This is a genomic window from Pacificibacter sp. AS14 (genome assembly GCF_038899935.1).
GTDB lineage: Bacteria > Pseudomonadota > Alphaproteobacteria > Rhodobacterales > Rhodobacteraceae > Celeribacter.
This window is the reverse complement of sequence record NZ_JBBMQI010000001.1, coordinates 534,778-559,631: the sequence shown is the minus strand read 5'-3', so window position 1 is coordinate 559,631 and position 24,854 is coordinate 534,778. Positions and strand designations below refer to the sequence as shown.

Annotated in this window: 22 protein-coding genes and 1 pseudogene; 13 read left to right on the top strand and 10 right to left on the bottom strand. The window is 53.1% G+C overall.

What is annotated here, in order from left to right:
• Positions 1 to 312: 312 nt before the first annotated feature.
• Positions 313 to 1,470: a DUF6456 domain-containing protein gene (locus tag WNY38_RS02775; protein WP_342855776.1), complete on the top strand. Its 1,158-nt coding sequence runs from the start codon at positions 313 to 315 to the stop codon at positions 1,468 to 1,470.
• 92 nt (positions 1,471 to 1,562) lie between these two features.
• On the opposite strand, the gene WNY38_RS02770 is transcribed toward WNY38_RS02775, so the two are convergent.
• Positions 1,563 to 3,017, bottom strand: a complete 1,455-nt coding sequence (locus WNY38_RS02770) for a catalase (RefSeq protein WP_342855775.1) — start codon at positions 3,015 to 3,017, stop codon at positions 1,563 to 1,565.
• Positions 3,018 to 3,157: 140 nt separating this feature from the next.
• Between WNY38_RS02770 and WNY38_RS02765 the strand changes: the two genes are divergently transcribed.
• Entirely contained in the window at positions 3,158 to 4,084 is a 927-nt protein-coding gene (locus tag WNY38_RS02765; protein WP_342855774.1) for a LysR substrate-binding domain-containing protein, read from the top strand.
• Between the two features lie 89 nt (positions 4,085 to 4,173).
• On the opposite strand, the gene WNY38_RS02760 is transcribed toward WNY38_RS02765, so the two are convergent.
• Entirely contained in the window at positions 4,174 to 4,710 is a 537-nt protein-coding gene (locus WNY38_RS02760; protein WP_342855773.1) for a peroxiredoxin, read from the bottom strand.
• A gap of 316 nt (positions 4,711 to 5,026) precedes the next feature.
• On the opposite strand from WNY38_RS02760, the gene lipA reads away from it, so the two are divergent.
• On the top strand, positions 5,027 to 5,980 hold the full coding sequence (lipA, locus tag WNY38_RS02755) for a lipoyl synthase (protein WP_342855772.1): 954 nt from the start codon (positions 5,027 to 5,029) through the stop codon (positions 5,978 to 5,980).
• Positions 5,981 to 6,102: 122 nt separating this feature from the next.
• Positions 6,103 to 7,257, top strand: a complete 1,155-nt coding sequence (locus WNY38_RS02750) for a class I SAM-dependent RNA methyltransferase (protein ID WP_342855816.1) — start codon at positions 6,103 to 6,105, stop codon at positions 7,255 to 7,257.
• Positions 7,258 to 7,293: 36 nt separating this feature from the next.
• On the opposite strand, the gene WNY38_RS02745 is transcribed toward WNY38_RS02750, so the two are convergent.
• From WNY38_RS02745 to hpt, 4 genes are all read right to left on the bottom strand, one after another.
• Positions 7,294 to 7,761 (bottom strand): hypothetical protein, encoded by a 468-nt coding sequence (locus WNY38_RS02745; RefSeq protein WP_342855771.1) that lies wholly within the window; start codon positions 7,759 to 7,761, stop codon positions 7,294 to 7,296.
• Between the two features lie 126 nt (positions 7,762 to 7,887).
• Positions 7,888 to 8,778 carry a cytochrome c gene (locus WNY38_RS02740; RefSeq protein WP_342855770.1) on the bottom strand — a complete coding sequence of 297 codons (891 nt, stop codon included), beginning with the start codon at positions 8,776 to 8,778 and terminating at the stop codon, positions 7,888 to 7,890.
• 70 nt (positions 8,779 to 8,848) lie between these two features.
• A complete protein-coding gene (locus tag WNY38_RS02735; protein WP_342855769.1) occupies positions 8,849 to 9,031 on the bottom strand; it encodes a hypothetical protein in 183 nt (60 codons plus the stop codon).
• The gene (hpt, locus tag WNY38_RS02730; protein WP_342855768.1) at positions 9,028 to 9,591 is read right to left on the bottom strand and encodes a hypoxanthine phosphoribosyltransferase; all 564 of its coding nucleotides are present in this window, start codon (positions 9,589 to 9,591) and stop codon (positions 9,028 to 9,030) included. Before hpt ends, WNY38_RS02735 begins: the two co-directional genes overlap by 4 nt.
• 66 nt (positions 9,592 to 9,657) lie before the next feature.
• On the opposite strand from hpt, the gene WNY38_RS02725 reads away from it, so the two are divergent.
• Entirely contained in the window at positions 9,658 to 10,104 is a 447-nt protein-coding gene (locus WNY38_RS02725; protein ID WP_342855767.1) for a type II toxin-antitoxin system RatA family toxin, read from the top strand.
• Positions 10,105 to 10,394: 290 nt separating this feature from the next.
• On the opposite strand, the pseudogene WNY38_RS02720 reads toward WNY38_RS02725, so the two are convergent.
• The 4 genes and pseudogenes from WNY38_RS02720 to WNY38_RS02705 all read right to left on the bottom strand — a co-directional run bounded on the left by WNY38_RS02720 (position 10,395) and on the right by WNY38_RS02705 (position 13,931).
• Positions 10,395 to 11,576: pseudogene (locus WNY38_RS02720) on the bottom strand (ammonium transporter).
• 191 nt (positions 11,577 to 11,767) lie between these two features.
• A complete protein-coding gene (locus tag WNY38_RS02715) occupies positions 11,768 to 12,250 on the bottom strand; it encodes a CinA family protein (RefSeq protein WP_342855766.1) in 483 nt (160 codons plus the stop codon).
• Positions 12,247 to 12,756 (bottom strand): phosphatidylglycerophosphatase A, encoded by a 510-nt coding sequence (locus tag WNY38_RS02710; protein ID WP_342855765.1) that lies wholly within the window; start codon positions 12,754 to 12,756, stop codon positions 12,247 to 12,249. Before WNY38_RS02710 ends, WNY38_RS02715 begins: the two co-directional genes overlap by 4 nt.
• Before the next feature lie 8 nt (positions 12,757 to 12,764).
• Positions 12,765 to 13,931, bottom strand: coding sequence for a bifunctional 2-C-methyl-D-erythritol 4-phosphate cytidylyltransferase/2-C-methyl-D-erythritol 2,4-cyclodiphosphate synthase (locus WNY38_RS02705; protein WP_342855815.1), 1,167 nt, complete (start codon positions 13,929 to 13,931; stop codon positions 12,765 to 12,767).
• A gap of 166 nt (positions 13,932 to 14,097) precedes the next feature.
• Here WNY38_RS02705 and dusB point away from each other — a divergent pair, with 166 nt between their 5' ends.
• The 8 genes from dusB (at position 14,098) to hfq (ending at position 24,854) form a co-directional block, all read left to right on the top strand.
• Complete coding sequence (gene dusB / locus WNY38_RS02700; RefSeq protein WP_342855764.1) at positions 14,098 to 15,078, top strand: tRNA dihydrouridine synthase DusB; 981 nt, start codon at positions 14,098 to 14,100, stop codon at positions 15,076 to 15,078.
• Positions 15,075 to 16,151, top strand: a complete 1,077-nt coding sequence (locus WNY38_RS02695; protein WP_342855763.1) for an ATP-binding protein — start codon at positions 15,075 to 15,077, stop codon at positions 16,149 to 16,151. The genes dusB and WNY38_RS02695 overlap by 4 nt, the downstream gene beginning before the upstream one ends.
• A gap of 82 nt (positions 16,152 to 16,233) precedes the next feature.
• Entirely contained in the window at positions 16,234 to 17,607 is a 1,374-nt protein-coding gene (locus WNY38_RS02690; RefSeq protein ID WP_342855762.1) for a response regulator, read from the top strand.
• A 171-nt stretch (positions 17,608 to 17,778) separates the two neighbouring features.
• On the top strand, positions 17,779 to 19,986 hold the full coding sequence (locus tag WNY38_RS02685) for a PAS domain-containing sensor histidine kinase (protein WP_342855761.1): 2,208 nt from the start codon (positions 17,779 to 17,781) through the stop codon (positions 19,984 to 19,986).
• Positions 19,987 to 20,006: 20 nt separating this feature from the next.
• The gene (locus WNY38_RS02680) at positions 20,007 to 21,410 is read left to right on the top strand and encodes a sigma-54 dependent transcriptional regulator (RefSeq protein WP_342855760.1); all 1,404 of its coding nucleotides are present in this window, start codon (positions 20,007 to 20,009) and stop codon (positions 21,408 to 21,410) included.
• Between the two features lie 98 nt (positions 21,411 to 21,508).
• On the top strand, positions 21,509 to 22,885 hold the full coding sequence (gene trkA / locus WNY38_RS02675) for a Trk system potassium transporter TrkA (protein ID WP_342855759.1): 1,377 nt from the start codon (positions 21,509 to 21,511) through the stop codon (positions 22,883 to 22,885).
• On the top strand, positions 22,885 to 24,441 hold the full coding sequence (locus WNY38_RS02670; protein WP_342855758.1) for a potassium transporter TrkG: 1,557 nt from the start codon (positions 22,885 to 22,887) through the stop codon (positions 24,439 to 24,441). The genes trkA and WNY38_RS02670 overlap by 1 nt, the downstream gene beginning before the upstream one ends.
• 179 nt (positions 24,442 to 24,620) lie before the next feature.
• Positions 24,621 to 24,854 carry an RNA chaperone Hfq gene (gene hfq / locus WNY38_RS02665; protein WP_085849467.1) on the top strand — a complete coding sequence of 78 codons (234 nt, stop codon included), beginning with the start codon at positions 24,621 to 24,623 and terminating at the stop codon, positions 24,852 to 24,854.

Below are 24,854 nucleotides of genomic sequence, written 5' to 3'. Positions count from 1 at the left end.
GTTGGGCGCAACGTTGAATGCGGCGTTCATGTTGAATTTCGGCCGTGTGAAGAGAGATAAGCACAACCTAGACGTGTGTTGCGTATTGTTTCCAATTTGCGAACGGTCTGTTCCTGCTGCGTTTATGAAATGTGGCGAAAGTAAGTCCAAGACATGGCAATTAACCTTTAGGTAACCAATACAACTCAAGGTTGTTGCTAGATTCGATACAATCTTATCTAAAAAATTAGATTGTCTCCAAATCAGAAACCTTAAGTCGAACTCTGTTCGATCTGAGGCAGATACATCAGTGGCCTGCGGGGGGAGAAAACGTTGAACTACGGTAAAAGCATAGCCAAAACGGATGGAAGGTTGCCCAATTGGGTTCCACAAGAGGCCAAACGGTATCTGGATCATACCGAGCACGGTCAAACAATTCGCGCTTTGGCTCGTACCGGTGGCTGTGCGCCCTCTACGATCATGCGCCAAGTTCGCAAAATCGAGATGAAGCGAGATGATCCGTTGATTGATGAAGCTCTGAGTTCGCTCAGCCACTACAAAACGATGCCTATGTCTGTCAACGACCCCGTGCGCCCCCCCACAAGATCGAAGGACACAACTTCCATGAGCAAATTTACCGACTTTTCGGACACTGACGCGGCAACGCCTCCTGATGATGCCACCATTGAACGCGAAGCTCGGCGGATTTTGCGCCGTTTGAGCGAACCTGGCGCTTGTTTGGCTGTGGCCAAGGATATGGAAAAGGCCGTCGTGGTGCGCGATTTGCCCGATGGGCGCACCACACGCACGGCTGTGTTGGACCGCCCGATTGCGCAAGCCATGGCGCTTAAAGACTGGATAACAGCGCAGGCTAAGGGGAAAATCACCCGCTACACCATTACATCGGCTGGACGTGCAGCGCTGAAACGTCTTGTCGCAGCGGATGAAAGTGCGCGCGCAGGTTTCGCAGAAGCGCAAGCCATTTTTGGCGACTCACAAAGCGTTTGGGCCGTCAAGGATATGGCTGGCGCAGAGGCAGATAAGCCAAAACGCATGCGTTACAACGCGGCGGAAAGTCCTGTGATGACTCTGTCGCGGCGTCGCGACAAAGATGGTGAGATGTTTATAAGTCCCGAGCTTGTAGCCGCGGCAGAACGTCTGCGCGAAGATTTCGAATTGGCGCAGATGAGCCCGCGTGCGACCAAGAACTGGGATCGTTTTTTGGCTGAAGGCACGCGCAACACTTTTGATGGCGATGCCTCTGGTTTTGGCCCCGATGCTGCCACAGCCCGCGTTGCGGCGGCTTTGATGGATCTTGGCCCCGGACTGGGTGATGTGGCGCTGCGCTGCTGTTGCTATTTGGAAGGCATGGAGCAGGCCGAAAAGCGCATGGGTTGGTCTGCGCGCTCTGGCAAAGTGGTGCTGCGGATTGCGCTGCAACGCCTTAAACGCCATTTTGACGAGGCTGGGTATTCAAACCTTATTGGCTAACACATTTGCCTGAACTTTCAGGCTGACTATGAAAAAACGCCCCTCGTCGCATAAAACGAGGGGCGTTTTTATTTTTTAAGGCTTGGCGCAGATTAAGCGTTGTCGATTTCGCTCAATGCGCCGCGCACGCCGGCTTCATAGCCAGGGTGTACTTTTCCAAGCACCTCAAACCAACGCTCACGCACAGGTGTGGAGCATGGTGCCATTGCACCGGCCATTGTCATGTGAAGGCGCGAGCGCTCATCATCACCAATAACTTCGGCGTAAAGTTTGCGCGGCTGCACGTAATCCGCATCCTCCATTTCAACCACATATTTATCCGCATCGCCTGAGATTTTCAGCGGTGGCTCGGACACGCTTGGATCTGCTTTGGCGCTGGCTTCATATTGGTTTGGCTCGTAGTAGGCCTCTGGGTGGCCTGTGCTTGGCCCGTTAAAGTTCATCGCGCCATCTTTGTGGTAGTGGTGCACAGGGACTTTCGGCGCATTGGCGGGCAAGGATTCATAATGCGTGCCAAGGCGGTAGCGATGCGCATCCGCATATGAAAATACACGGGCTTGCAACATTTTGTCTGGGCTAAAGCCGATGCCAGGGATTTTGTTTGACGGTGAGTACGCTGCATTTTCAACCATTTGAAAGTAGTTGTCAGGGTTCTTGTTGAACTCCAACATACCCACTGGGATCAATGGGAATTCATCATGTGGCCAGACTTTGGTCAGATCAAACGGGTTGAAGTCTTGCTTTTCAGCATCTTCTTCGTTCATCACCTGAATGTTGAGCTCCCATTTCGGGAAGTCGCCAGCTTCAATCGCGCCAAAGAGATCCTCTTGGTAGCTCTCGCGGGTTTTTGCGATCAGGCTTTCGGCCTCATCATTCATGTAGTTTTTGATGCCTTGCTGGTTGCGGAAGTGGAATTTCACCCAAACGCGCGAACCATCTGCATTCCACATGGAATATGTGTGTGAACCATAGCCATGCATGTGCATTGGGTTCACTGGGATGCCGCGATCAGACATCAAAATGGTCACTTGGTGCACGGATTCAGGATGCCCAGCCCAGAAGTCGAACATCGCTTCAGGAGAGCGCAAATTGCTTTTCGGGTGACGCTTTTGCGTGCGGATGAAGTCAGGGAATTTAAACGCATCACGGATGAAGAAGATCGGAGTGTTGTTGCCAACCACGTCCCAGTTGCCTTCTTCTGTGTAGAATTTCACCGAGAACCCGCGCACATCGCGCTCGGCATCCGCGGCGCCAAGTTCGCCCGCAACAGTGGACCAGCGGGAAAGGATTTCACAAGTGTTGCCAACTTTAGAGAAAATCTTTGCCGTGGTATATTGTGAGATATCATGGGTGACAGTGAAGGTGCCCTGCGCGCCCCAACCTTTGGCATGCACGACACGCTCAGGAATACGCTCACGGTTTTGATGAGCCAGCTTTTCAATCAACTGATAGTCATCGAGCATCACCGGTCCGCGCGGGCCTGCCGTTTTTGATGTGTCATTGTGCGAAACCGGCGCGCCGGCAGTGGTTGTCAAACGTTTGGACATTGTAAGCTCTCTTTTTGTCTTCGTTGGCTGATGTCACAAACATGGCAGATGCTTTGGATAAAATAAAATTGTATAAATCTATAATATGGATTATTATTTCTAATAGATATTTAACTGAACGATAGCAAAGGTTGGCCAAAATGCTGACACTGAAACAGATGCGCTACTTTGTGGCGCTGGTTGAGTTGCGGTCTTTTTCCGCCGCAGCCGCACATGTGCATGTCACTCAACCCGCTTTGTCGCAGCAAATCAAAGAGATGGAGCTCAGCCTTGATACGCAACTCGTGGAGCGTTTGCCGCGCGATATTCGACTGACCCGCGCAGGGCAGGTGGTCTTTGAGCGGGCTCAAAGCATTTTAGCTATGACGCGCGAGATGGAATCTGATGTGGCCTTGCAAGACGGCCTGACAGGGCGCTTGAGCTTGGGTGTGATCCCCACAATCGCGCCCTATATGCTGCCGCGCGCATTGACACGGATTAAATCAGCACAGTTGAACTTAGATATGCGCGTTCGGGAGGCGCAGACGGCAGATTTACTCAAAGATGTGTCCTCTGGGCGGCTGGACGCGGCGATCATTGCCTTGCCTTATGACCTAGGAGGCCTGATTGCAGAGCCGCTTTTTACCGATTGTTTTTTACTGGCAGGATCTAAGACGCGCCTTGCTCATTTAAGTCAGCATACTGCGCCGATGCGCCCCACAGATGTGCCACCAGACGGGCTTTTGTTGCTGGACGAGGGGCATTGTCTTGCGGATCAAGCGTTGGATATGTGCCGATTGACACGCGGACAGCAGACTGTCGACCTTGGGGCCTCATCGCTTTCAACGTTGTGCGGATTGGTGGCGCAGGGGTTTGGGTTGACCTTTGTCCCCGAAATCGCACTGAAGGTAGAGCAATCTTCCAGTCCGGATATGGCGGTGATGCGTTTTCTGGACCCGCAGCCCGCGCGGACCATCGCGTTGGTGCGCCGTGCCAGCACGCCTGAGATTTCTTGGTTTACGGACCTTGCAGCGCTTTTGGCCGAGGCTGGCAGCGAGCTGTTGTTTGACGCGCGGATGCGCGGTTGAACCGTTTTGACAAAGAAATAGCCCGCGCTCAAATGTGAGGCGGGCTGATCTGATTTGAATTTTAGCAGGCCTGATGGCTCAGCCGCAGCTTATTTTGAAGCTGTTTTGAGGTACTCCAAAACAGATTCAGGAGAAGACACTGCATATGGGTCTTCACCGTGGTTGTCGCACAGGCCGGGCTCTTCGAACCATGCTTCAACGACGCCATCTTTGACCACCGCGGCATAACGCCATGAGCGCACGCCAAAGCCAAGGTTGTCTTTGTTCACAAGCATGCCCATGCGGCGGGTGAATTCGCCAGAGCCGTCAGGGATCACGCTGACGTTTTTCAGATCTTGCGATTGCGCCCATTTGTTCATCACAAAGCTGTCGTTCACAGACATGCAATAGATCGCGTCGATGCCTTCCGCTTGGAAATCGGCAAAGCCGTTTTCGAACCCTGGCAATTGGTATGTGGAACATGTCGGAGTGAAAGCACCTGGAAGCGAAAACAACACAACGCGTTTGCCTGCGAAGTAGTCGTCAGTTGTCATGTCCTGCCAGCGGAACGGGTTGTCGCCACCGATGGATTCGTCGCGGACGCGTGTTTTGAACATTACGTTCGGAAGTTTGTGTCCAGCTTGCATATCATCACTCCTAAGGATCTTTTTGCGAAGGGCTCGCAGATTTCGAATGCCGTTGCGCAGAACCTAGAACGATTCTAGCTGGGGTTCAATTGCCGCCGACTGACATAAATGGTCAGATTATGGCGCGCAGAGTTTTCGGCGCAAAAACGAGCGTACCATCCACGAAAGATGCAAAACTTTAGATTTCAGTCATTGCTTAAAGGTCATGCCGATTGTGCAATGAGCAGGGATCATGGCTGCAATGCCACGTATCCACTTGCCCCGAGGTCTAACTGAGATATAACCTAGAAAATCTGTTTCAGTATGGGGAAAAACCGTGCGCGATCTCAAAATTCCGGCCCAGCGACACCCTGAAAAGCAAAAGCGCCCCGACAATGCGCAGCCGAAAAAGCCCGATTGGATCCGTGTCAAAGCGCCTACGTCCGATGGCTATAAGCAAACGCGCGACATCATGCGTGAAAACAAATTGGTGACCGTGTGCGAAGAAGCGGGCTGTCCTAATGTTGGCGAATGTTGGTCGCAAGGTCACGCCACGATGATGATTATGGGCGAAGTTTGTACCCGTGCTTGTACCTTTTGCAACATCGCCACAGGCAAACCGCCTGAAGATTTGGATGTGTTTGAACCGGGCCGTGTGGCTGACGCTGTCGCTAAACTGGGCCTCAACCACGTTGTGATCACGTCCGTGGACCGCGATGATATTGAAGACGGCGGTGCAGAGCATTTCGCGATGACCATCCGTGCCATCCGCAAAAAATCGCCCAGCACCACTATTGAAATTCTCACACCTGATTTCATTCGCTGTGATCCAAAGGTTCTGGAAATCGTCGTTGAGGCGCGCCCTGATGTGTTCAACCACAATCTGGAAACTGTGCCTGGCCTCTACCCAGAAGTGCGCCCTGGCGCGCGCTATTTCCACTCTTTGCGTCTGTTGCAACGCGTGAAAGAGCTTGATCCAACGATGTTCACCAAGTCTGGCATCATGGTTGGCCTTGGCGAAGACAAGCAATCCGTCACTCAAGTGATGGAAGACATGCGCGCCGCCGATATCGATTTCTTGACCATCGGGCAGTACTTGCAGCCAACGCCGAAACACCACGCTGTGGATCGATTCGTGACGCCTGAAGAGTTCAAAACCTACGAGAAAACCGCATTTAACAAAGGCTTCTTGATGGTGTCTGCCACGCCTTTGACCCGTTCAAGTTATCATGCGGGCGATGATTTTGCGCGCTTGCGTGAGGCGCGCCTTAAAAAGTTTGGCACTGTCTAAACCGCATTTACACGTGGTCTGAGAACCGGTGGGGCAACCTGCCGGTTTTCTTTTGCCTTGATCATGGCGCGCTGCGCGTGACACAAGCCGTCAACGCGATCCGCATCCCATCGAGGCCCAGCATGACCAATTCCACGCCAGCCAACGCAACTTTTGACATCTTCCTGTCCACCGTGCCCGGACTTGAGCATGTTTTGCTTGAGGAAGTGATCGAGGCAGGGTTCCAAAACCCAGTTGCCACAGGCGGCGGGGTGACGATCCATGGCGATTGGTCAGATGTTTGGCGGGCGAACCTGACGCTGCGTGGACCCTCTAAGGTCTTGGCGCGCATTGGCGAATTTCGTGCTTTCCATTTGGCGCAGCTTGACAAGCGGGCGCGTAAATTTCCTTGGGGCGACATCTTGGGTCAAGCGATCTTGGACGAAGAGTTAAGCCTCAAGGTCGAAGTGAACACCAACAAAAAATCCAAAATTTATCACGCTGGTGCCGCTGTCGAGCGGATCGAACGTGCAATCCATGAAGAATTCGGCGCGAAAATCGCCGAGGGGTTGGAAGACGCCGATATCGTCATCAAAGTGCGCATCGACGACAACAACCTGCATTTTTCCATCGATACCTCAGGTGAAGGCTTGCACAAACGCGGTCACAAACAGGCCATGGGCAAAGCACCGATGCGCGAAACCATGGCGGCTTTGGCGCTGCGGGCTTGTGGGTATACTGGTGATGAACCTGTGCTTGATCCCATGTGTGGCTCTGGCACATTCTTGATCGAAGCCGCTGAAATATCGCGTAATTTCATGGCAGGGCGCGCGCGCAGTTTCGCGTTTGAAAAGCTCGCAAGTTATGACGAGGTTGCCGTGCGGCGTATGCGCGAGGCTTGGAAAATCAAACCCAGCGATCAGCAATTTTACGGCTCGGATCGCAACGTCAATGTGATCGGTTTCGCCAAAGACAATGCCACGCGGGCAGGGGTCGAAGCCTTGTGTCATTTTACGCCAACGCAAGTCTCCAGCTTGGAACGCCCTGATGGCCCTGCGGGTCTTGTCATCGTCAATCCGCCCTATGGTGCGCGGATCGGCAAGAAAAAAGACCTCTTTGCGCTCTATGGATCGTTCGGCGATGTGATGCGCACCAAATTCAAAGGCTGGCGGGTTGGCATGATCACCTCTGACACGCAATTGGCCGAGGCGACGAAACTGCCGTGGTTGCCAACAGAAGCCCCCATCGCGCATGGCGGCCTCAAGGTGAAACTGTTTCAAACTGACGTGCTGTGCTAGCTAGTAATCACGTTGCAGGTCGGTGTGGTGGCGTCTTCAGTGATGCGCCTTCATCATGGTTTCATGCACCGCGACCATACCACGGGCGGCCAAATCAGACACTTCACCAGCATGTGTTTGCAAGGCCGCGATCATTTCTGGGGCCTCTGATGTCTGTACGACGATCACGCCCGTATCTGTAAATTCGATGTCCGTGGTGATCCATTCAGGCTGCTCAAACAGCAAATCCAATGTCGGGCTTTGGATCGGAATACGCGGATCAAGCCCGTCTTCTACGCGGTAAATCATCGATGCTACATGGTTCACCAGCGCATCAAGCAAAACCGGATTGCCTGTTGTCGTTACGGTGCGAATGCCATTGGGCAGGTTTTCAACCGTGCGTTTGAGGTCTTTATGATTGATGAACAGCTCTTTGAGCGCATCCACCTCGTCTGGCGTTGTGGTTTCTCCGATGAGTCCCGGCATATTCACTTCGTCATGAATAAAGGTTCCGCTCGAGTCCATGTCATGTCGGTGCATACCTGCATGATTTTGCGATAATGCTGGTGCGGCGCTTGAAATCAGGAAAACGATAGTTAGACCGCGCAAAGATATCATAAGATGTTCTTTATGACCAAGCTATGTGGGGCGCTATTCAACGGGGGACACGCGTTTGAGATAGCTGGCGACGGCTTCGCGATCACTGGTGTCCAGTTTCGCAAAATTATCAACCACATGCGCCATGTGTCCGCCCACGGAATCAAAGTCAGGCGTGAAGCCGCTTTCAAGGTAATAGGCGATATCTTCCTCGGACCACGTTAACGTGCCAGGGGTGATATTGGGGATCGTGCCGTTGCCTGATGGATTGGGCGCGCCGCCAAGCCATTTTGCCGTTTCCATGCCGCCCAAAGCGTTGCGCGGCGTGTGACATTCACCGCAATGCGCGAGCGCTTCGACCAAATATCGGCCCTGCAGATCTTGCTCCGTCATGTTCGGATCATTCACCACCCAATCACCGGCACTGGTGCCAAACAACAGCTTCCATCCGCCTAAACTACGCCGAATGTTAAAAGGAAAGCCCACATCATGGGCTTTGCTGGGCACTGTCGAGGCGGGCAGAGTCATGAGATAGCCGTGCAAAGACACCACATCCGCTGGGTCCATTTTGGCATAAGATGTATAGGGAAAAGCGGGATACAGGTGTTCGCCTTCTGGCGAGGTGCCGTGCAGCATCGCGTCCGCCAAATTGAGCGCCGACCATGTGCCGATGCCCTGATCGGGATCGGACGAAATATTAGGCGCGTAAAAGGTGCCAAATGCGGACGCAAACGCCATGCCGCCGGTCAAGGCCTCAGCATTGCCATCGTCCCCCGCATGACAAGAAGCGCATCCACCGGCCGTAAAGATATATTCCCCACGCGCAAGGTCAGGGGTGAAACTTGAGATCATTTCTAAGTCTGCATGACGCGGTTCAGTCAAAACCCAAGCCGTAGCGACGCCAAGAATAAGTGTTCCAAAAGAATAGGTTGCGATCTTTAACATCTTTGTCTCCGGCGCTGGTATAAGGCGATTGATCGCAGACTAGCACAGCAATGATGGTACGTGAATCAAATTAACGCCGCAGGCCACTGCGCTTAGACGTGTCCAATTGCATCCACTCAGGGACGCCAATGAATTTCTCGACACCCACCAAAACCAAGCAGGCCAGCACAACACCAAACACCAGTTTGATCCGTTTGGTGCTTGGGGGGCGGTGCGCCCAACGTTTGGCGCGGATGAGCCACATCAAATTCATGTGGTTGCGTCCACGCCATCTTCGTCGTCAAAAACCACAGTTCCGATATAGGGCAGGTTGCGATTGGCCTGTGCAAAATCAATGCCGTAACCAACGACAAAGGCGTCGGGGATCTCGAAGCCAGTCCATGTAGCTGTTAACTCGACCTCGCGGCGCACTGGTTTGTCGAGCAAGGCGATGGTCTCAAGCTTGCGGGGATTGCGCGAGCGCAAGAGCTCCAGCACAGATTTCAGCGTGTGGCCTGTGTCGACGATATCTTCGACAACCAGAACATCACGCCCTTCAATATCGCCACGCAAGTCTTTGTAAATTTTGACGTTTCGAGAACTTTCCATCCCGTCGCCGTAAGATGACACCTCCAAAAAGTCCACCTCAACATTCATGTCCAACTCGCGCACCAAATCGGCGATAAACACGAATGACCCACGCAACAGCCCGATCACCACAAGCTTTTCAGTGTCGGGGTATTCTTTGCGAATGGCGAGGGCCAAATCTTCGATCCGTGCGGCGATGGCCTTGGCTGAAATCATAACATCGATGTGATAGGGGCGCTGCGTCATGGTAACCTCTTGCATTTTGCTCGCTTAGGTAAGACATATCACCCTGAAATAATTAGACCAGAGACTATGCCGACGCACCGCGAGACCAAAACCATGCCCTACACCGCCCAACAGATGTATGATCTGGTGGGGGATGTACAAAGTTATCCTAAATTCCTGCCATGGAACGCCGCCGCACGCATCAGGTCGCGCGTTGACATGGGCGATCACGAAGTGATGCTGGCCGATCTGGTGATCTCGTTCAAAGTGTTTCGCGAAAAATTCGGCTCCAAAGTTGTACTTTGGCCTGCGGACAAAAAGATCGACACCGAATATCTGGACGGGCCGTTCAAATATATGAAAAGCTGGTGGCAGTTTCGCGATCTTGAGGATGGGACTTGCGAGGTCGAGTTTTTCGTCGATTTCGAGTTCAAAAACGCGATTCTGCAATCAGTGATTGGCGTGGTCTTTAATGAGGCCATGCGCCGCGTCGTCAGCGCCTTCGAGAAACGCGCGGCTGATCTTTACGGGTGAGGTGATGGTTTGCGGACGGAATCTTTGCGAACTTTAGTCTAAGCAAGAAGTACCGTCAGTGTGGCTAGGATGATCAGAAAAATCACGAAGAAGGAATACATCTTCAATATAGATTTGTGGATTCGGACTACGATCACTTCGCATTATATTGCTTGGATGAAGCAGTATAATTTCAAATCTGCCACTATTCAAATCTGCCGCTATCTGTGATCCAACCACAGTCCCAAACCCACTGAGGCGGACCTTTCGGCCCACCTCAGTGTCTTGTTTTATGCCGTAAAGCGTAATGCTTACGAGTTGTGGTCGTAGGCGCTTTCGCCGTGTTGGGTCAAGTCCAAGCCTTGCTGCTCGGTTTCCGCATCAACGCGCAGAGGCGTGACAAGCTGGCAGAGCTTGATCAAAGCCACGGTCACAACAAAGGTGAACACCCCAACGATCCCCAGCGCGCCGAATTGTGCGATGGCATTTGCGCCGTCCGCGAAAAAGATGATCATGATCGTGCCGAAAATACCGCCGACACCGTGCACCGCAAAGACGTCCAATGTGTCGTCGATTTTCAAGGTGTTGCGGATGATGTTGACCATCTCTTGGCATAAGATGCCCGCAATGCCGCCAATGATCAGCGCCTCCACTGGGCCAACAAAACCAGAAGCGGGCGTGATTGAGGCAAGACCCGCGATGGTGCCGGTGACAATGCCCACGAGGGAGGCTTTGCCGTATTTGACTTTTTCCCAAACTGCCCAAGTGATTGAGGCCGAAGCCGCAGAGATATGCGTGACAGTGATCGCCATGGCCGCGCCGCCGTCTGCTGCCAATTGCGAGCCACCGTTAAAGCCAAACCAGCCGACCCACAGCATGGAGGCGCCGATCATCACGTAACCTGGGTTGTGCGGTGGCTTGTTGTCCACCTTGCGACGTCCCAGCATCACAGCAAGGATCAAAGCGGCGATGCCAGCTGTTTCATGCACAACGATGCCGCCTGCGAAATCCATTGTGCCGACGTCGCCGAAAATGCCGCCATCTGCCAAGAAACCGCCGCCCCAGATCCAATGGGTGACAGGCGCGTAGCACACAAGCATCCACAAGGATGAGAACAAGATCACAAAGCCAAAATTGATCCGCTCAACATAAGCGCCCACAATCAGGGCAGGGGTGATGATCGCGAATGTCATCTGAAAGGTAAAAAACAGCACTTCGGGGATTGTACCAGACATTGTGTTTGCTTCCACGCCAGAAAGGAACATCTTGCCCAATCCGCCCCAAAGCGGACCACCGTCCCCAAAGGCGATGGAATAGCCAAAGGCCAGTCAAAGAATGCTCATCACGCAAGCAATGGCGTAGACATGCATAAAGACGCTCAGCACGTTGCGCGCACGCACCAGCCCGCCGTAAAATAATGCCAAGCCTGGCAGCGACATGAATAGGACCAGTGCGGTTGCAATCATGATCCACGCGGTATCAGCTCCGACCATCTTCCCCTCCTAAGGATATTTTTTAAGCGTTAGGGGGCATGGGGCGGCTTAAACGTGATTAGGAAAGGGGCTTTTATGCATTTTGCGTGATTAAATATTGTGCAATTGTAAAGTTGATGTGTAATTAAACTAAATTATGCGACATAGGTTAAAAATTAATCGAAATTGAATCTTGCGCAGAATTTACAGCGTTACAGTGCCTCGTGCAGCATTTCTAGCGCGGTTCGGACTGTCGCAATCCGCACATTCGATCGCCCCAACGCACCAAACTCGACGGTTTTGACACGGGTTGTCTGACCTGTTTGGGCCAGCCCAAAGCAAACACGACCCTCAGGTTTGAAGGCGGACCCTCCTGGGCCTGCGATGCCGGTCACAGAGACAGACAGTCCTGCAAGCGAGCGCTCAAGCGCGCCATCGGCCATTTGGCGCGCGATCTCTTCTGACACAGCCCCATAGGTATCGAGCGTGTTTGGGTCAATGCCCAGCATCTCGATCTTGGCCTCATTGGAATAAGTTATGAACCCACGGTCTACCACATCTGACGATCCCGCAACTTCGGTCAGCGCGCCGATGATCAGCCCGCCAGTGCAGCTTTCCGCGGTGGCGATTTTCACAGATTGCGCACGCGCCAAAGTAAGGACTTCACTGGCCAAAACTGTCAGATCGGCGTTCACATCAAAAATCCATGGGCAAGGCTGGCAAGGATCACTACGCAGATTGCGGCAAATACGCCTGCGATTACATCATCAAGCATCACACCCATCGCGTCACCGCGACGGTCGGCTTTTCCCACAAGGCTGGGTTTCCAGATGTCGAACAGGCGAAACAGCAAAAACGCCGCCAAATATCCGGGCCATAGGCGGGCACTTTCCACGCCCATCATTTGCGCGCCAAAGGCCACAGGCCAAAGCGCAATCCATTGCCCGGCCACTTCGTCGATCACAATCTCGGAAGGATCATGTTCTTCGGTGCCCTCAGTGGCGTCTTTGGTCATCACTTGCGTCGCCCAAAGGCCCACAATAAACACAACAATGGTGGCAAATACGATCAGACCAAATCCGCCGGCCTCATTGATGGCCCAAAACACTGGAATGGCCGCAGCTGATCCCCAAGTGCCGGGGGCGGGCTTTAAATAGCCAACGCGAGCAAAGGTGGCGATGATTTCAGCAATATCTTTCATGGCAGGTCCTAGCGTTTTATCAAGGTTGCGGTTGCGATCGAGGCGATGCCTTCTTCGCGCCCCGTAAACCCAAGGCGTTCCGAAGTGGTGGCTTTTACTGAAATACGCCCCAGTTCCACAGACATGATATCTGCAAGGGCTGCGCGCATTGCATCAGCGTGTGGACCGATTTTGGGCTGTTCGCAGACCAAAGTCACGTCGCAATTGGACATTTCATAGCCGCGCGTGCGCGCAAGATCGATTGCGTGACGCAAGAATATATGGCTGGCAGCACCCTTCCATTGCATATCAGAGGGCGGAAAGTGATGACCTATGTCGCCTTCGGCCAGTGCGCCGTAGATCGCATCCGTCAGCGCGTGCATGCCCACATCTGCATCAGAATGCCCTTGCAAGCATCTGTTATGAGGCACTTTAATGCCACACAGCCACACATGGTCGCCCACGCCAAAGCGGTGCACATCATAGCCGTTTCCAAGGCGAATATCCATTTGGGGTCTGTCCTTATCTTGATCTTGTCTCAAGCGCGCGACCAAAACCTGTTCGGCGCGGGCAAAATCATCGGGATGTGTGATCTTGAAATTTGTCTCATCGCCTTGGGTGATGGCGACTGAAATACCCGCAGCGCGGGCAACCTCGACATCGTCTGCAGCCTCGCCTTCAAAGGCGTTATGGGCGTCTGAAATTTTATTAAAGTCGAATCCTTGTGGTGTTTGGGCGCGCCATAGACCTGTTCGATCTTGAGTGCCGTCAACCCTCAGATCACCACGCCAAAGCGCGTCAGTAACTTGCAAAGCCGGGGCTGCTGCTGACCCTGTTTCTAGCGCCGTCAAGACGCCGTAGATCACTGATTGCGGCACCAATGCGCGGGCGGCATCGTGAATCAAGACTTTTTTCGTGCCTGAGCCTTTGAGAGCGTCTAGGCCTGCTTTGACAGAAGCGCTGCGAGTTGCGCCGCCGACAACGGGCGTGATATTTCTAAGGCTTCGAACAAGCTCCGTGTCATCTTTGTGGTGCACCACGACGATGTGATCCACGAGAGGGCGAAGCGCAGCGATCGTGTAATCAATCACCCTTGGGCATGTTCTATCGCGCCCAAGAGGGCGCCATTGTTTGGGGATATCGCCGCCCGCACGGGTGCCGCGTCCTGCGGCAACAATCAAAGCTGTCACTGTCATGTCGTGTGGATAATATGTGGTGCGGCTCAACGCAATGGTCGCTTCGATCCCGTTGTGTGATTAAAAAGTGTGCAAATGCGATTTTGAGCCATTTTTTTGCGCTCTACCCTTTGCGACTCTGTCGATACAGGGATACCCCTTACCAATGTGCACAAGGATTAATCGCTTGCCCGTTCATTTGGCAGATATAACTCTAGACCCACCGATCTTTCTCGCCCCAATGGCGGGGATTACAGATTTGCCGTTCCGCGATCTGGTTGCGTCTTTCGGCGCAGGGCTCGTTGTGTCCGAAATGGTGGCAAGCCACGATATGCTCAACGCCCGCCCAGGATCACGCGAAAAGGCCGAGCTTGGCTTTGGTGCTGAAAACACGGCTGTGCAATTGGCAGGTCGCGAGGCCCACTGGATGGGCGAGGCAGCAAAAATGGTTGAAGCCAACGGTGCACGTATCATCGATATTAATATGGGCTGTCCCGCGAAGAAAGTTGTCAGCGGGTATTCGGGGTCTGCATTGATGCGCGATTTGGATCACGCTTTAACACTGATTGAGGCCGTGGTGGCGGCTGTAGATATACCTGTGACGCTGAAAACTCGGCTGGGCTGGGATGATGCATTGCTCAACGCGCCAGAATTGGCCCTGCGTGCTGAAGCAGCAGGCATTCAAATGATCACCATTCACGGACGCACCCGTTGTCAGATGTACAAAGGGGCGGCCGATTGGGCCGCTATCAGCGCTGTAAAGGATGCTGTCAACATTCCTGTGATTGCCAATGGGGACATTACGTCTATCGACAAGGCCAAAGAAGCGCTGGACCAATCGGGGGCAGATGGCGTGATGATCGGGCGCGGTGCGCAGGGGCGGCCTTGGCTTTTGGCACAGGTCGCGGCGAATATCATGGGCGCGCCTGACCCTGTTGAGCCAGATGGACATGAATTTGCCGATATGGTCGCGGGTCATTTTGAGTCTGGTCTGACGTTTTACGGTATCGAGATTGGTGGTCGCGTGATGCGCAAACATTTGGGGTGGTACATGGATACGGCCAAAACGCCAGCGGCGCTGCGCAAAGAAATTTTGACACTTAAAGATCCGCGCAAAGTGTTTGACCACTTGCCGAGCGCTTTGTCCGAGAAAGGGAGAGCCGCATGAGCGTGACTTCATTTGAAACACTATGGCCCTCGTTGCCGGTGCCATCGCTCATCGTGTCTGCAGACGATAAAATCTGCGAAATCAATTCCGCCGCCGAAGGGTTTCTCAACGCGTCCGCCAAATCGATGCGCGGTGTACCAGTGATGGACAAGCTGGCGATTGATGCGCCTCTGGAAGAAGCTTTCGAACGGGTGCGCCGCGATGATGCGCCGATGTTTATCAACAATGTGGATGTCTCAGGCGGTAATGCGGCGCCTGTGCAATGCAACATTCAGATCGCGCCTTTGTCAGGAAAACCCGGTTGGGTTCTGCTGCTGATGGAGCCGCGCCAAATTGCCGATCGCTTAGGGCGATCACATTCGGTAAAGTCCTCGGCGCGCTCTGCCATTGGCATGGCTGAAATGCTGGCGCATGAGATTAAAAACCCGCTGGCAGGTATCACTGGGGCGGCGCAGCTGCTGTCCATGGGGATCTCTGTTGAGGATCAAGAGCTGACGGACCTTATCGTTGAAGAAAGCCGCCGTATCGTCGCGCTTTTGGAGCAGGTCGAGCAATTCGGCAATCTGCGCCCGCCGTCACGGCGTGCCATCAATGTGCATGATCTGATCGACCGCGCACGCAAATCCGCTAAGCTTTCTTATGCGGCGTCGATGAAGTTTGTTGAAGAATTCGACCCCTCTTTGCCGTCGACATTCGTGGATGGTGATCAGTTTATGCAGGTGTTTTTGAACTTGTTTAAAAACGCGGCTGAGGCCTCGGACAAAAAGGACGGCGGGGTCATCCGCATTCGGACGTTCTATGATCTGTCATTGAGGCTGCGCCGCAAGGACGGTTCTGGCGGGGCTTTACCGCTGCAAGTCGAAATCATAGATGACGGCCCCGGTTTGCCACCTGAAATTGCTGGCGATATTTTTGAACCATTTGTGTCAGGGCGTGAAAACGGCACGGGATTGGGTTTGGCGCTGGTGTCTAAAATCATCTCGGATCACGAAGGTTGGATTTCAGTGGACTCCAGTCCCGGAAAGACAGTGTTCCGCATTTCACTTCCCGTGGCCCCCAAAGAGGGGTCATAGGATCGTGATTATTTTGAAGTTAAAAGGCTCGCGCTGCGGGCACCGTGTTAAAGCTAATACGGGTACTTAAGGAGAGTTTAAAATGGACGGAACAATCCTCGTCGCAGACGACGACCGCACTATTCGCACGGTGCTGACGCAGGCTTTGACGCGAGCTGGATGTAAAGTGCATGCAACCTCGTCTTTGGTAACGTTGATGCGTTGGGTGGAAGAGGGCAAAGGGGATTTGGTGATCTCTGATGTCATGATGCCCGATGGCAATGGCTTGGAAGCCCTGCCGAAGATCGCCAAAGAACGCCCCGGTCTGCCCGTGATCGTGATCTCGGCGCAAAATACTATTATGACTGCCATTCAGGCAGCCGAGGCCGAAGCCTTTGACTATCTGCCCAAACCCTTCGATCTGCCCGACCTGATGAAGCGCGCCGCCAAAGCTTTGGAAGTGAAACGCCGCGCCAACCCTGCGCCGTCAACGGCAAAAGCCCCCAGTGAGATACAAGAAGACCTTCCGTTGGTTGGTCGCACGCCAGCGATGCAGACCTTGTACCGTTTGGTCGCGCGCGTGATGAATACCGATTTACCTGTTCTGATCACTGGCGAAAGCGGTACGGGAAAATCTTTGATCGCTCGCGCCATTCATGACTTCTCCGATCGTCGATCTTTGCCTCTAGTGGTGGTGACTGCCACTGAATTGGCGACGATGGAAGGGCCTGCGGCGGTGATTTCACGCGCTAAAAACGGCTCGATTTTATTCGATGAGGTCGGCGATCTTGACGAGGAAGCTCAAGCACGCATTGTTCGGATGCTCGACAGCTTCACAGATCATTCGCCGCGTATTATGGCAACATCTCAGGCCGACTTGAGTGCCAAAATGGAAAGCGGCGCGTTCCGCCAAGATCTGTTCTACCGCCTTGGCGGCGTGACGCTGTCCGTGCCAAGCCTGCGCGAACGCGTTGATGATATTCCTTTGTTGGCTGAATATTTCTTTGGCAAAGCTGACCGCGATGGCATGGCATTGCGTCGCTTTACGTCAGAGGCCACCGAATTGGTGCGCGCCTACAGCTGGCCGGGCAACGTTCGTCAACTTGAAAACACCATTCGTCGCTTGATTGTCACCGCACCCGAAGAAGAAATTACCCGTGCAGAAGTTGAACTTGTCTTGGGCAACCAGCCTGCGATCGAACCACTGCAGGGCGGGGGGGACGGCGAAAAGCTGGCGGCCTCAGTTGGCAAACACTTACGTCGGTATTTCGACTTACACGGGGGTGTTTTGCCGCCTCCCGGCCTTTATCAGCGAATTTTAAAGGAAGTCGAAGGGCCTTTGATCGAAATTGCACTGGATGCTGTCGGCGGAAATCAGGCTAAATGTGCCGATTTGCTTGGCATCAACCGCAATACCTTGCGTAAAAAGATCAATGACCTCGATATTCAGGTGACACGCCGTCGCAAATTGATGTAAAACCGCCACACCCGTGTTGATTTGGGCGCAGTGACAGAATCGTCACGCTTGTTGCGTTAAAATTTTCGGGGGTCCGGGGAAGCCCGTGTAGGTTTTTATATCAGTCTGGGGGCATTTTTGCGCAAGCCTATAGCGAGAACAAGCTTGATCAAGCTGATGCGGCTGCGTCGGATGCGGCGCATTCAAAATTGGGCGACCATATCTTTGTTTGCGCTTGGGCCGATGCTTGCTGTTGCGACATTTATTGTTGTCGGGCCGCTTGATCAAAGTGCGTCATCGACGGCCTTGCGTGGCGTGCTGTTGTCAGATCTGGTTTATGTGCTGGTGGTCGCCGGTTTGGTGGCGCAGCGCGTTGTCAAAATGATTGCGGCACGGCGGGCTCATTCCGCCGGATCGCGGCTTCACCTGCGCCTGACCGGCGTTTTTGTGCTTTTGGCACTCATCCCCACGGTTACCGTCGCAGTGTTTGCTGTCGTTACGCTGAATTTCGGCCTTGAGGGCTGGTTTTCAGATCGTGTGCGCAATGTTGTTGGCTCGTCTTTGGCGGCCGCTGAGGCCTATGAAGGCGAGCATCGTAATGGTTTGGCTTCTGACACGCGCAGCTTGGCTGTTTTTATCACCGAACGCCGCCGATCTGTGACTATTTTGCCTGATGGCGCACTGCGTGAGGTGCTCAATCAAGGGCAAGGTCTGATCCAGCGCGGCTTGCGTGAGGCCTATGTGATCAATGGCGATGGCGATATAACCGCGCGGGGCGAACGGTCCTATTTGTTCGATTATGAACAGCCGACGCCAGCACAGTTGGCGCGCGCGGAAGCGGGCGAATTGGTGATGATCGATGATTGGGATGTCAATGAAAGTCGCGCTTTGCTGCGTCTGGCTGGATTTTCTGATCGCTATCTTTATGTCACGCGCGATGTGGATGGCGCGATCCTCAGCCTTTTGGACGAAACGCAAGAAACGGTCACACTTTACAATCAGCTTGAAAGCGAACGCGGGCGTTTGCTGTTCGAATTTGGCCTGATCTATTTGGCCTTTGCGCTGATTTTGATTTTGGCCGCTACATGGGTTGGTCTGTGGTTTGCAGAACGGCTTGCGCGTCCCGTTGGGCGTCTTGTTGAGGCGTCAAATCGCGTGAAAGAAGGCGATTTGACCGCACGCGTCTCTGAAGAGCAAGGCGATGATGAAATCGCTATTTTGGGTCGTGTGTTCAACCAAATGACCCGAGAACTGAAGGTTCAGCATGACACCTTGCTTGAACGCAACACACAGATTGAGCGTCGCCGCCGTTTGTTTGATTCTGTTTTGGGGTCTGTGACCGCCGGTGTGATTGCGCTGGATTCCGACGGCTGCATTTCATTGCTTAACCCTTCCGCCGAAGGATTGCTGTCGGTGATAGACAGTGATGTAATCGAGACGCCACTTAGTGTCGCTGTGCCTGAATTTGGGCCACTGTTTCAGACCTTGCAAGATCACGGACGCGAGGTCGTACAAGGTGAAATTCGTTTGATCCGGTCTGAGGCGCAAGAAAGCCTGTTGGTGCGGATTGCGCGCAGACGCGATGTCGATGGCGCGCTTGAGGGCTATGTTGTGGCCTTCGATGACGTGACCGATTTGGTGAGTGCGCAGCGCATGGCTGCTTGGGCGGATGTGGCGCGTCGCATTGCTCATGAGATCAAAAACCCACTGACCCCCATTCAATTGTCCGCGGAACGTATTTTGCGCAAGTTCGGCAAAGGTATGGGCGAACAAGACCGCACGTCCTTGGAACAATATACGTCGGTGATTGTCCGCCAAACAGGCGATTTGCGCCGCATCGTCGACGAGTTTTCGAAGTTCGCACGTATGCCAAGCCCTGAGCGGCGCGAGCAAGATCTGGTGGAATTGGTAAACGGCGCTGTTTTGTTGCAACGCAACGCGCAAGTGGGCGTTACGATTGAGACCCTGATCGAGCCAAGCATGGCCGTTGCCGAAGTGGATGCCACGATGATTGGGCAAGCGCTAACCAATCTCATTAAAAACGCAGGCGAAGCTATTGAAGGTCTTGGGGAAAAAGGGTTTCCGTTGGGCTATAAATCCGTCATTCGTGTGGCGATGGTCGAGGATGACGGCCAAGCTGTCATCACGATTACCGACAACGGAATTGGCCTGCCAGAAGATCGATCCCGCCTGTTTGAGCCTTACGTGACAACACGCGACAAAGGTACAGGGCTGGGGTTGCCTATTGTTAAAAAGATTATCGATGAACACGGGGGCACGTTGACGTTGAGCGACGGCGTGCCTTTGGATCCATCTGGACGTATAGGGGCCTGCGCCACCGTAAAGTTGGATTTGCTGGTTCAGGAAAAAAATCAAGTAAAAGAAAAGCTTGCAGTGTGAATGTAAAGTGGGAGTAGGGCATGTCTGATATTTTAATTGTCGACGATGAACGTGATATTCGTGAGTTGATCGGGGACATTTTGCGTGATGAAGGGTTTGAAACTCGTTTGGCTGCGAATGCAGAAACCTGTATGGCGGAAATCGATGCGTCTGTTCCGTCTTTGATGGTTTTGGATATCTGGCTGAAAGACAGCCACATGGACGGCATCGATATTCTGAAACATGTCAAACGCGAGCATCCTGAGGTGCCGATTATTATCATCTCCGGTCACGGGAATATCGAAATTGCGGTCGCTGCGATCAAGCAGGGGGCTTATGACTTTATTGAGAAGCCCTTTAACATCGATCAGTTGATGGTTGTTGTCGGTCGTGCGGTGGAAACCTCGCGATTGCGTCGCGAAAACACCGCGCTCAAACGCAAAGATGGTGGTGAAATCGATATGATCGGCGGATCGGCTGCTTTCAAACAGTTGAAATCTAATCTTGAGAAAGTCACCAAGTCCAACGGTCGTGTGATGCTCACAGGGCCAGCTGGCGTGGGAAAAGAAGTGGCGGCGCGGTTCATTCATACCCATTCTGACCGTGGCAGTAATCCTTTTGTGACGGTGAGTTCTGCAACGATTGAACCTGACCGTATGGAAGATGTTTTGTTTGGGCGCGAGAGCGCGGAAAAGGGCATCGAAAAAGGGCTTCTGGAACAGGCCAGCGGAGGCGTCATCTATTTTGATGAAGTGGCCGATATGCCGATGGGGACCCAATCCAAAATACTGCGGGTCTTGGTGGACCAGCGGTTTACGCGCGTTGGCGGCACCGAAAAAGTCTCCGTCGATTTGCGTGTGATTTCCTCGACCAGCCGTGATTTGTCGGAAGAGATCGCAGCGGGAAATTTCCGCGAAGAACTGTTTCATCGGTTGAATGTTGTGCCGATCGAGGTGCCCGCGCTGGAAAAACGGCGTGAAGACATTCCTGTTTTGGCCGAAGCTTTTATCGAGCAGTTCAACAAGTTCCAAGGCTTGCCATTGCGCAAATTGTCAAGCGATGCTGTTGCGATGCTGCAAGCTTTGGCCTGGCCGGGCAATGTGCGTCAGTTGAAAAACGTGATCGAACGCGTGCTGATTTTAGGTGACAGCACGGAAGATATTTCGGCAGATGAGTTGCCAGAACAAGCGGCACAGCGCGAAGATGATGGGCGCTCGATTCTGTCTCCAAGCATCGCCACCTTGCCACTACGAGAGGCGCGTGAATTGTTTGAGCGCGAGTATTTGTTGACCCAAATCAATCGGTTCGGCGGAAATATTTCGCGTACAGCGACTTTTGTCGGCATGGAACGCTCTGCGTTACACCGCAAATTGAAATCTTTGGGTGTTGTCACTGGTAATAAATCAGGCGGACGTGTTGCTTATGTCCCTGAAGAGGTCGAATGATAATATGGCGCGTGTTGACAGTGTTACGGGGATCGGACAGACGTTGACCACGCGTGACAGGTGTGAGAACCAAGGCTTGAACAACAAGGGATGATGCAATGAAAGTCATCATTTGCGGAGCTGGCCAAGTGGGCTGGCAAATCGCACGTCAGCTGTCTGGCGAAAAGAACGATGTTACCGTTGTGGATAACAATCCCGACTTGGTGCGCCGTGCGACTGATACTTTGGATGTACAAGGGGTCGAAGGCTTTGCGTCCTACCCTGATGTGCTTGCAAAAGCAGGGGCGCGTGATGCTGACATGATTATAGCCGCAACTCATTCAGATGAGGTCAATATGGTCACCTGTCAGGTGGCTCATTCGGTGTTCAACGTGCCGCGCAAAATTGCGCGTTTGCGGGCGCAATCGTATTTGACTGCGATCTACTCAGATCTGTATCGTCGCGATCACATGCCCATCGACGTGGTGATTTCGCCCGAAAAAGAAGTGGCCGAAGCTGCGTTGCGCCGTTTGGCCGCGCCTGCAGCATTTGACACGCAGTCGTTTTTCGGCGGCGTAGCCCAGTTGATCGGGATTTCTCTCGATGAGAATTGTCCCGTGCTCAATACATCCTTGCGTGAATTGACAGATTTATTTTCGACCTTGCGGGCCATCGTGGTCGGCGTGCGTCGTGACGGGACGTTGTTTTCTCCCAACGCCGGTGATCAACTTTATGCGGGCGATGATGTCTATCTTTTTGCCCATTCCAAAGATCTGACGCGGTCTTTGGAAATTTTCGGCAAAACCAACCGCAAACAAGAACGCGTTGTGATTTTGGGCGGTGGTAATGTGGGTCTTGGCGTGGCTCAAGCGCTAGAGGCGCGCACCGAGCGGGTGCGTGCCAAGGTGATTGAAAAAAACCGAACCATCGCAGAGAAAGCCGCAGATGCGCTTGAGCGTACGATCGTTTTGCACGGGGATGCTTTGGACAATGAAGTCTTGACCGAAGCAGGTATCGCGCGCGCTGATGCGGTTTTATGTGTCACCGACGATGATAAAGTAAATATGTTGTCCGCCGTGCGCGCCAAACAAGCAGGCTGTGCGATGGCGATTTGCTTGGTAAACGATCCATCATTGGTGCCTGTGCTCACAGCGCTTGATATCGACGCCTATATCAACCCGCGGGCCACAACGGTGTCGTCTATTTTGCGCCACATCCGCCATGGCCGCGTGCGTAATGTCTATTCCATCGGCGATGGCGAAGCCGAGGTCATCGAAGCGCAAGTTCTGTCGACCTCGCCTTTGTCTGGCCGACGCATTCGCGATATCGATTTTCCCGAGGGGGTTTTGGTCGGTGCTTTGATGCACGGTGATCAATACAAGAAGCCCTCCGCAGAAACCCGCATAGAAGAGGGCGACGTGCTGACGCTGTTCTCATTGGCTGCAGATGTTCCAGAAGTGGAACGGCTTTTACAAGTTTCGATCGATTACTTCTAATGAACCGTTTCTCACGCATGCCGTTCTTTATTCAACTGATGTTGATTTGCTCCGGCGCGATGATGGTGCCTGCCATTTACGGTGGGCTCGTATCGCAGTTTTTGGCCTCTCGGTCGTTCTTTTATTCAGGTATTTTGTTCGGCACACTGGCCTGTCTGGTCGCCATCACCCGGTTTCGCGGTGAAGCCACAGAAGATCGCGACACCCGCAAGGATCGCGATCGTGAAGGCCGCAATCAACTATTGGTGCTCTTGGCGGCATATACGGTGTTGCCCGTGATCTTGGCTGTGCCATTCTCGGAATCCATTCCCAACACGACTTTTTTCAATGCGTATTTTGAAATGGTGTCTGCCCTTACCACAACGGGTGCGACTGTTTTTGAAGACCCCAATCGCTTGCCGACGACCGTCCACCTTTGGATTTCAATTGTGGGCTGGCTTGGCGGATTGTTTGCTTGGGTGACGGCTATCGCAGTGTTGGCTCCTCTCAATTTGGGTGGTTTTGAAGTCATTGCAGCACGCGCGCCGACCAGAGGCGATATGGTTACGACAGGGGCTTCGCAGATCGTGCAAGTTGCTGCGGGGCCTGAACGTTTGTCGCGTTACACGCAGCGCCTTTTTCCGATCTATTTAGGCCTTACTCTAGTGTTGTGGTTCGCTTTGGCTATGACGGGCGCCACGCCTTTCGTCGCGCTGTGTCATGCGATGTCTACCATGGCCACCTCAGGTATTTCGCCGGTCGGAGGCTTTGTTGAAGGTCACTCTAATTTTGGCGCGGAGCTGCTTGTGTTTGCTTTCCTGACGCTGGCTCTGTCGCGCAAGACCTTCACAATTGATCAAATTGGGAATGACGTAAAACCGCTGCGCCGCGATTCAGAAATTAAGATCGCATTGGTTTTACTGATCGGATTGCCAATCATTTTATTTTTGCGCCATTGGAGCAGCGCTTTGGAAGTGTCCGAGCAAAGTAATCTGGTTGCAGTGGTGCAGTCGCTGTGGGGCAGCGCCTTTATGGTGATGTCGTTTTTGACCACCACAGGATTTGAAAGCAGCAGTTGGGATGCGGCAAGACTGTGGTCTGGGCTGCAAGCGCCTGGCGTATTGTTGTTCGGCTTGGCTGTGTTTGGCGGCGGTGTCGCCACCACGGCGGGCGGGGTGAAACTCTTGCGTCTTTACGCTTTGGTGCGTCACAGCGAACGCGAAATTGAAAAAATGATTTCACCCAATTCTGTCGGCGGTGCAGGGGCCACAGCGCGCAGATTGCGCCGCCAAGGCGCCTATGTGGCTTGGGTTTATTTCATGCTCTTTGCCCTGACAATCGCCGTGGTGATGATGGCGCTGTCTTTGTTTGGCCTGCATTTCGAAGCTGCGGCTGTGTTCACGGTTTCTGCACTGACCACAACAGGGCCACTTGTCTATTTTGCAGCCGAAGTTCCCTTTAGCTATGCAGACTTGGACACAATCCCCAAAGCGATTTTGGCGGCCACTATGGTGCTCGGACGGCTCGAAATGTTGGCGATTGTTGCCCTGCTCAATCCAGAGTTTTGGCGCCGCTGAGCATTGAAACCTTCATGAATTGCCCCAACGCAGGTTAATTGCGACGATTTGGGAAAAAGTTAACGATTTAGAGGGGTGGAAATCTTGACATTTGCCCCAACATGTTGCGAACGTACGCGAAAGTGCTGCCGTCAGAGAGGCAGTTCGCAACAAAAGCGCAAGAAAAAAGGCAAAAAGATATGGCCGCCGATAAGCAAAACCTGCAAGACGCATTTTTGAACAATGTTCGTAAAGCTAAAGTTCCAGTCACAATTTTCTTGATCAACGGTGTGAAACTTCAAGGTGTGATCACTTGGTTTGACAACTTTTGCGTTCTTTTACGCCGCGATGGCCAGTCTCAGCTTGTCTACAAGCACGCGATTTCAACCATCATGCCATCAACGCCTATCAGCCTGTACGACGGCGAAGAGTAA

What these genes read in the sequence shown, in the direction of transcription:
- WNY38_RS02770 (WP_342855775.1), bottom strand. Translation starts at nt 3,017, where the DNA reads ATGTCCAAACGTTTGACAACCACTGCCGGCGCGCCGGTTTCGCACAAT.
- WNY38_RS02765 (WP_342855774.1), top strand. Translation starts at nt 3,158, where the DNA reads ATGCTGACACTGAAACAGATGCGCTACTTTGTGGCGCTGGTTGAGTTG.
- WNY38_RS02760 (WP_342855773.1), bottom strand. Translation starts at nt 4,710, where the DNA reads ATGCAAGCTGGACACAAACTTCCGAACGTAATGTTCAAAACACGCGTC.
- WNY38_RS02750 (WP_342855816.1), top strand. Translation starts at nt 6,103, where the DNA reads ATGACCAATTCCACGCCAGCCAACGCAACTTTTGACATCTTCCTGTCC.
- WNY38_RS02745 (WP_342855771.1), bottom strand. Translation starts at nt 7,761, where the DNA reads ATGGACTCGAGCGGAACCTTTATTCATGACGAAGTGAATATGCCGGGA.
- WNY38_RS02740 (WP_342855770.1), bottom strand. Translation starts at nt 8,778, where the DNA reads ATGTTAAAGATCGCAACCTATTCTTTTGGAACACTTATTCTTGGCGTC.
- WNY38_RS02735 (WP_342855769.1), bottom strand. Translation starts at nt 9,031, where the DNA reads ATGAATTTGATGTGGCTCATCCGCGCCAAACGTTGGGCGCACCGCCCC.
- hpt (WP_342855768.1), bottom strand. Translation starts at nt 9,591, where the DNA reads ATGACGCAGCGCCCCTATCACATCGATGTTATGATTTCAGCCAAGGCC.
- WNY38_RS02725 (WP_342855767.1), top strand. Translation starts at nt 9,658, where the DNA reads ATGCCGACGCACCGCGAGACCAAAACCATGCCCTACACCGCCCAACAG.
- WNY38_RS02710 (WP_342855765.1), bottom strand. Translation starts at nt 12,756, where the DNA reads ATGAAAGATATTGCTGAAATCATCGCCACCTTTGCTCGCGTTGGCTAT.
- WNY38_RS02705 (WP_342855815.1), bottom strand. Translation starts at nt 13,931, where the DNA reads ATGACAGTGACAGCTTTGATTGTTGCCGCAGGACGCGGCACCCGTGCG.
- WNY38_RS02695 (WP_342855763.1), top strand. Translation starts at nt 15,075, where the DNA reads ATGAGCGTGACTTCATTTGAAACACTATGGCCCTCGTTGCCGGTGCCA.
- WNY38_RS02690 (WP_342855762.1), top strand. Translation starts at nt 16,234, where the DNA reads ATGGACGGAACAATCCTCGTCGCAGACGACGACCGCACTATTCGCACG.
- WNY38_RS02685 (WP_342855761.1), top strand. Translation starts at nt 17,779, where the DNA reads ATGCGGCGCATTCAAAATTGGGCGACCATATCTTTGTTTGCGCTTGGG.
- WNY38_RS02680 (WP_342855760.1), top strand. Translation starts at nt 20,007, where the DNA reads ATGTCTGATATTTTAATTGTCGACGATGAACGTGATATTCGTGAGTTG.
- trkA (WP_342855759.1), top strand. Translation starts at nt 21,509, where the DNA reads ATGAAAGTCATCATTTGCGGAGCTGGCCAAGTGGGCTGGCAAATCGCA.
- WNY38_RS02670 (WP_342855758.1), top strand. Translation starts at nt 22,885, where the DNA reads ATGAACCGTTTCTCACGCATGCCGTTCTTTATTCAACTGATGTTGATT.
- hfq (WP_085849467.1), top strand. Translation starts at nt 24,621, where the DNA reads ATGGCCGCCGATAAGCAAAACCTGCAAGACGCATTTTTGAACAATGTT.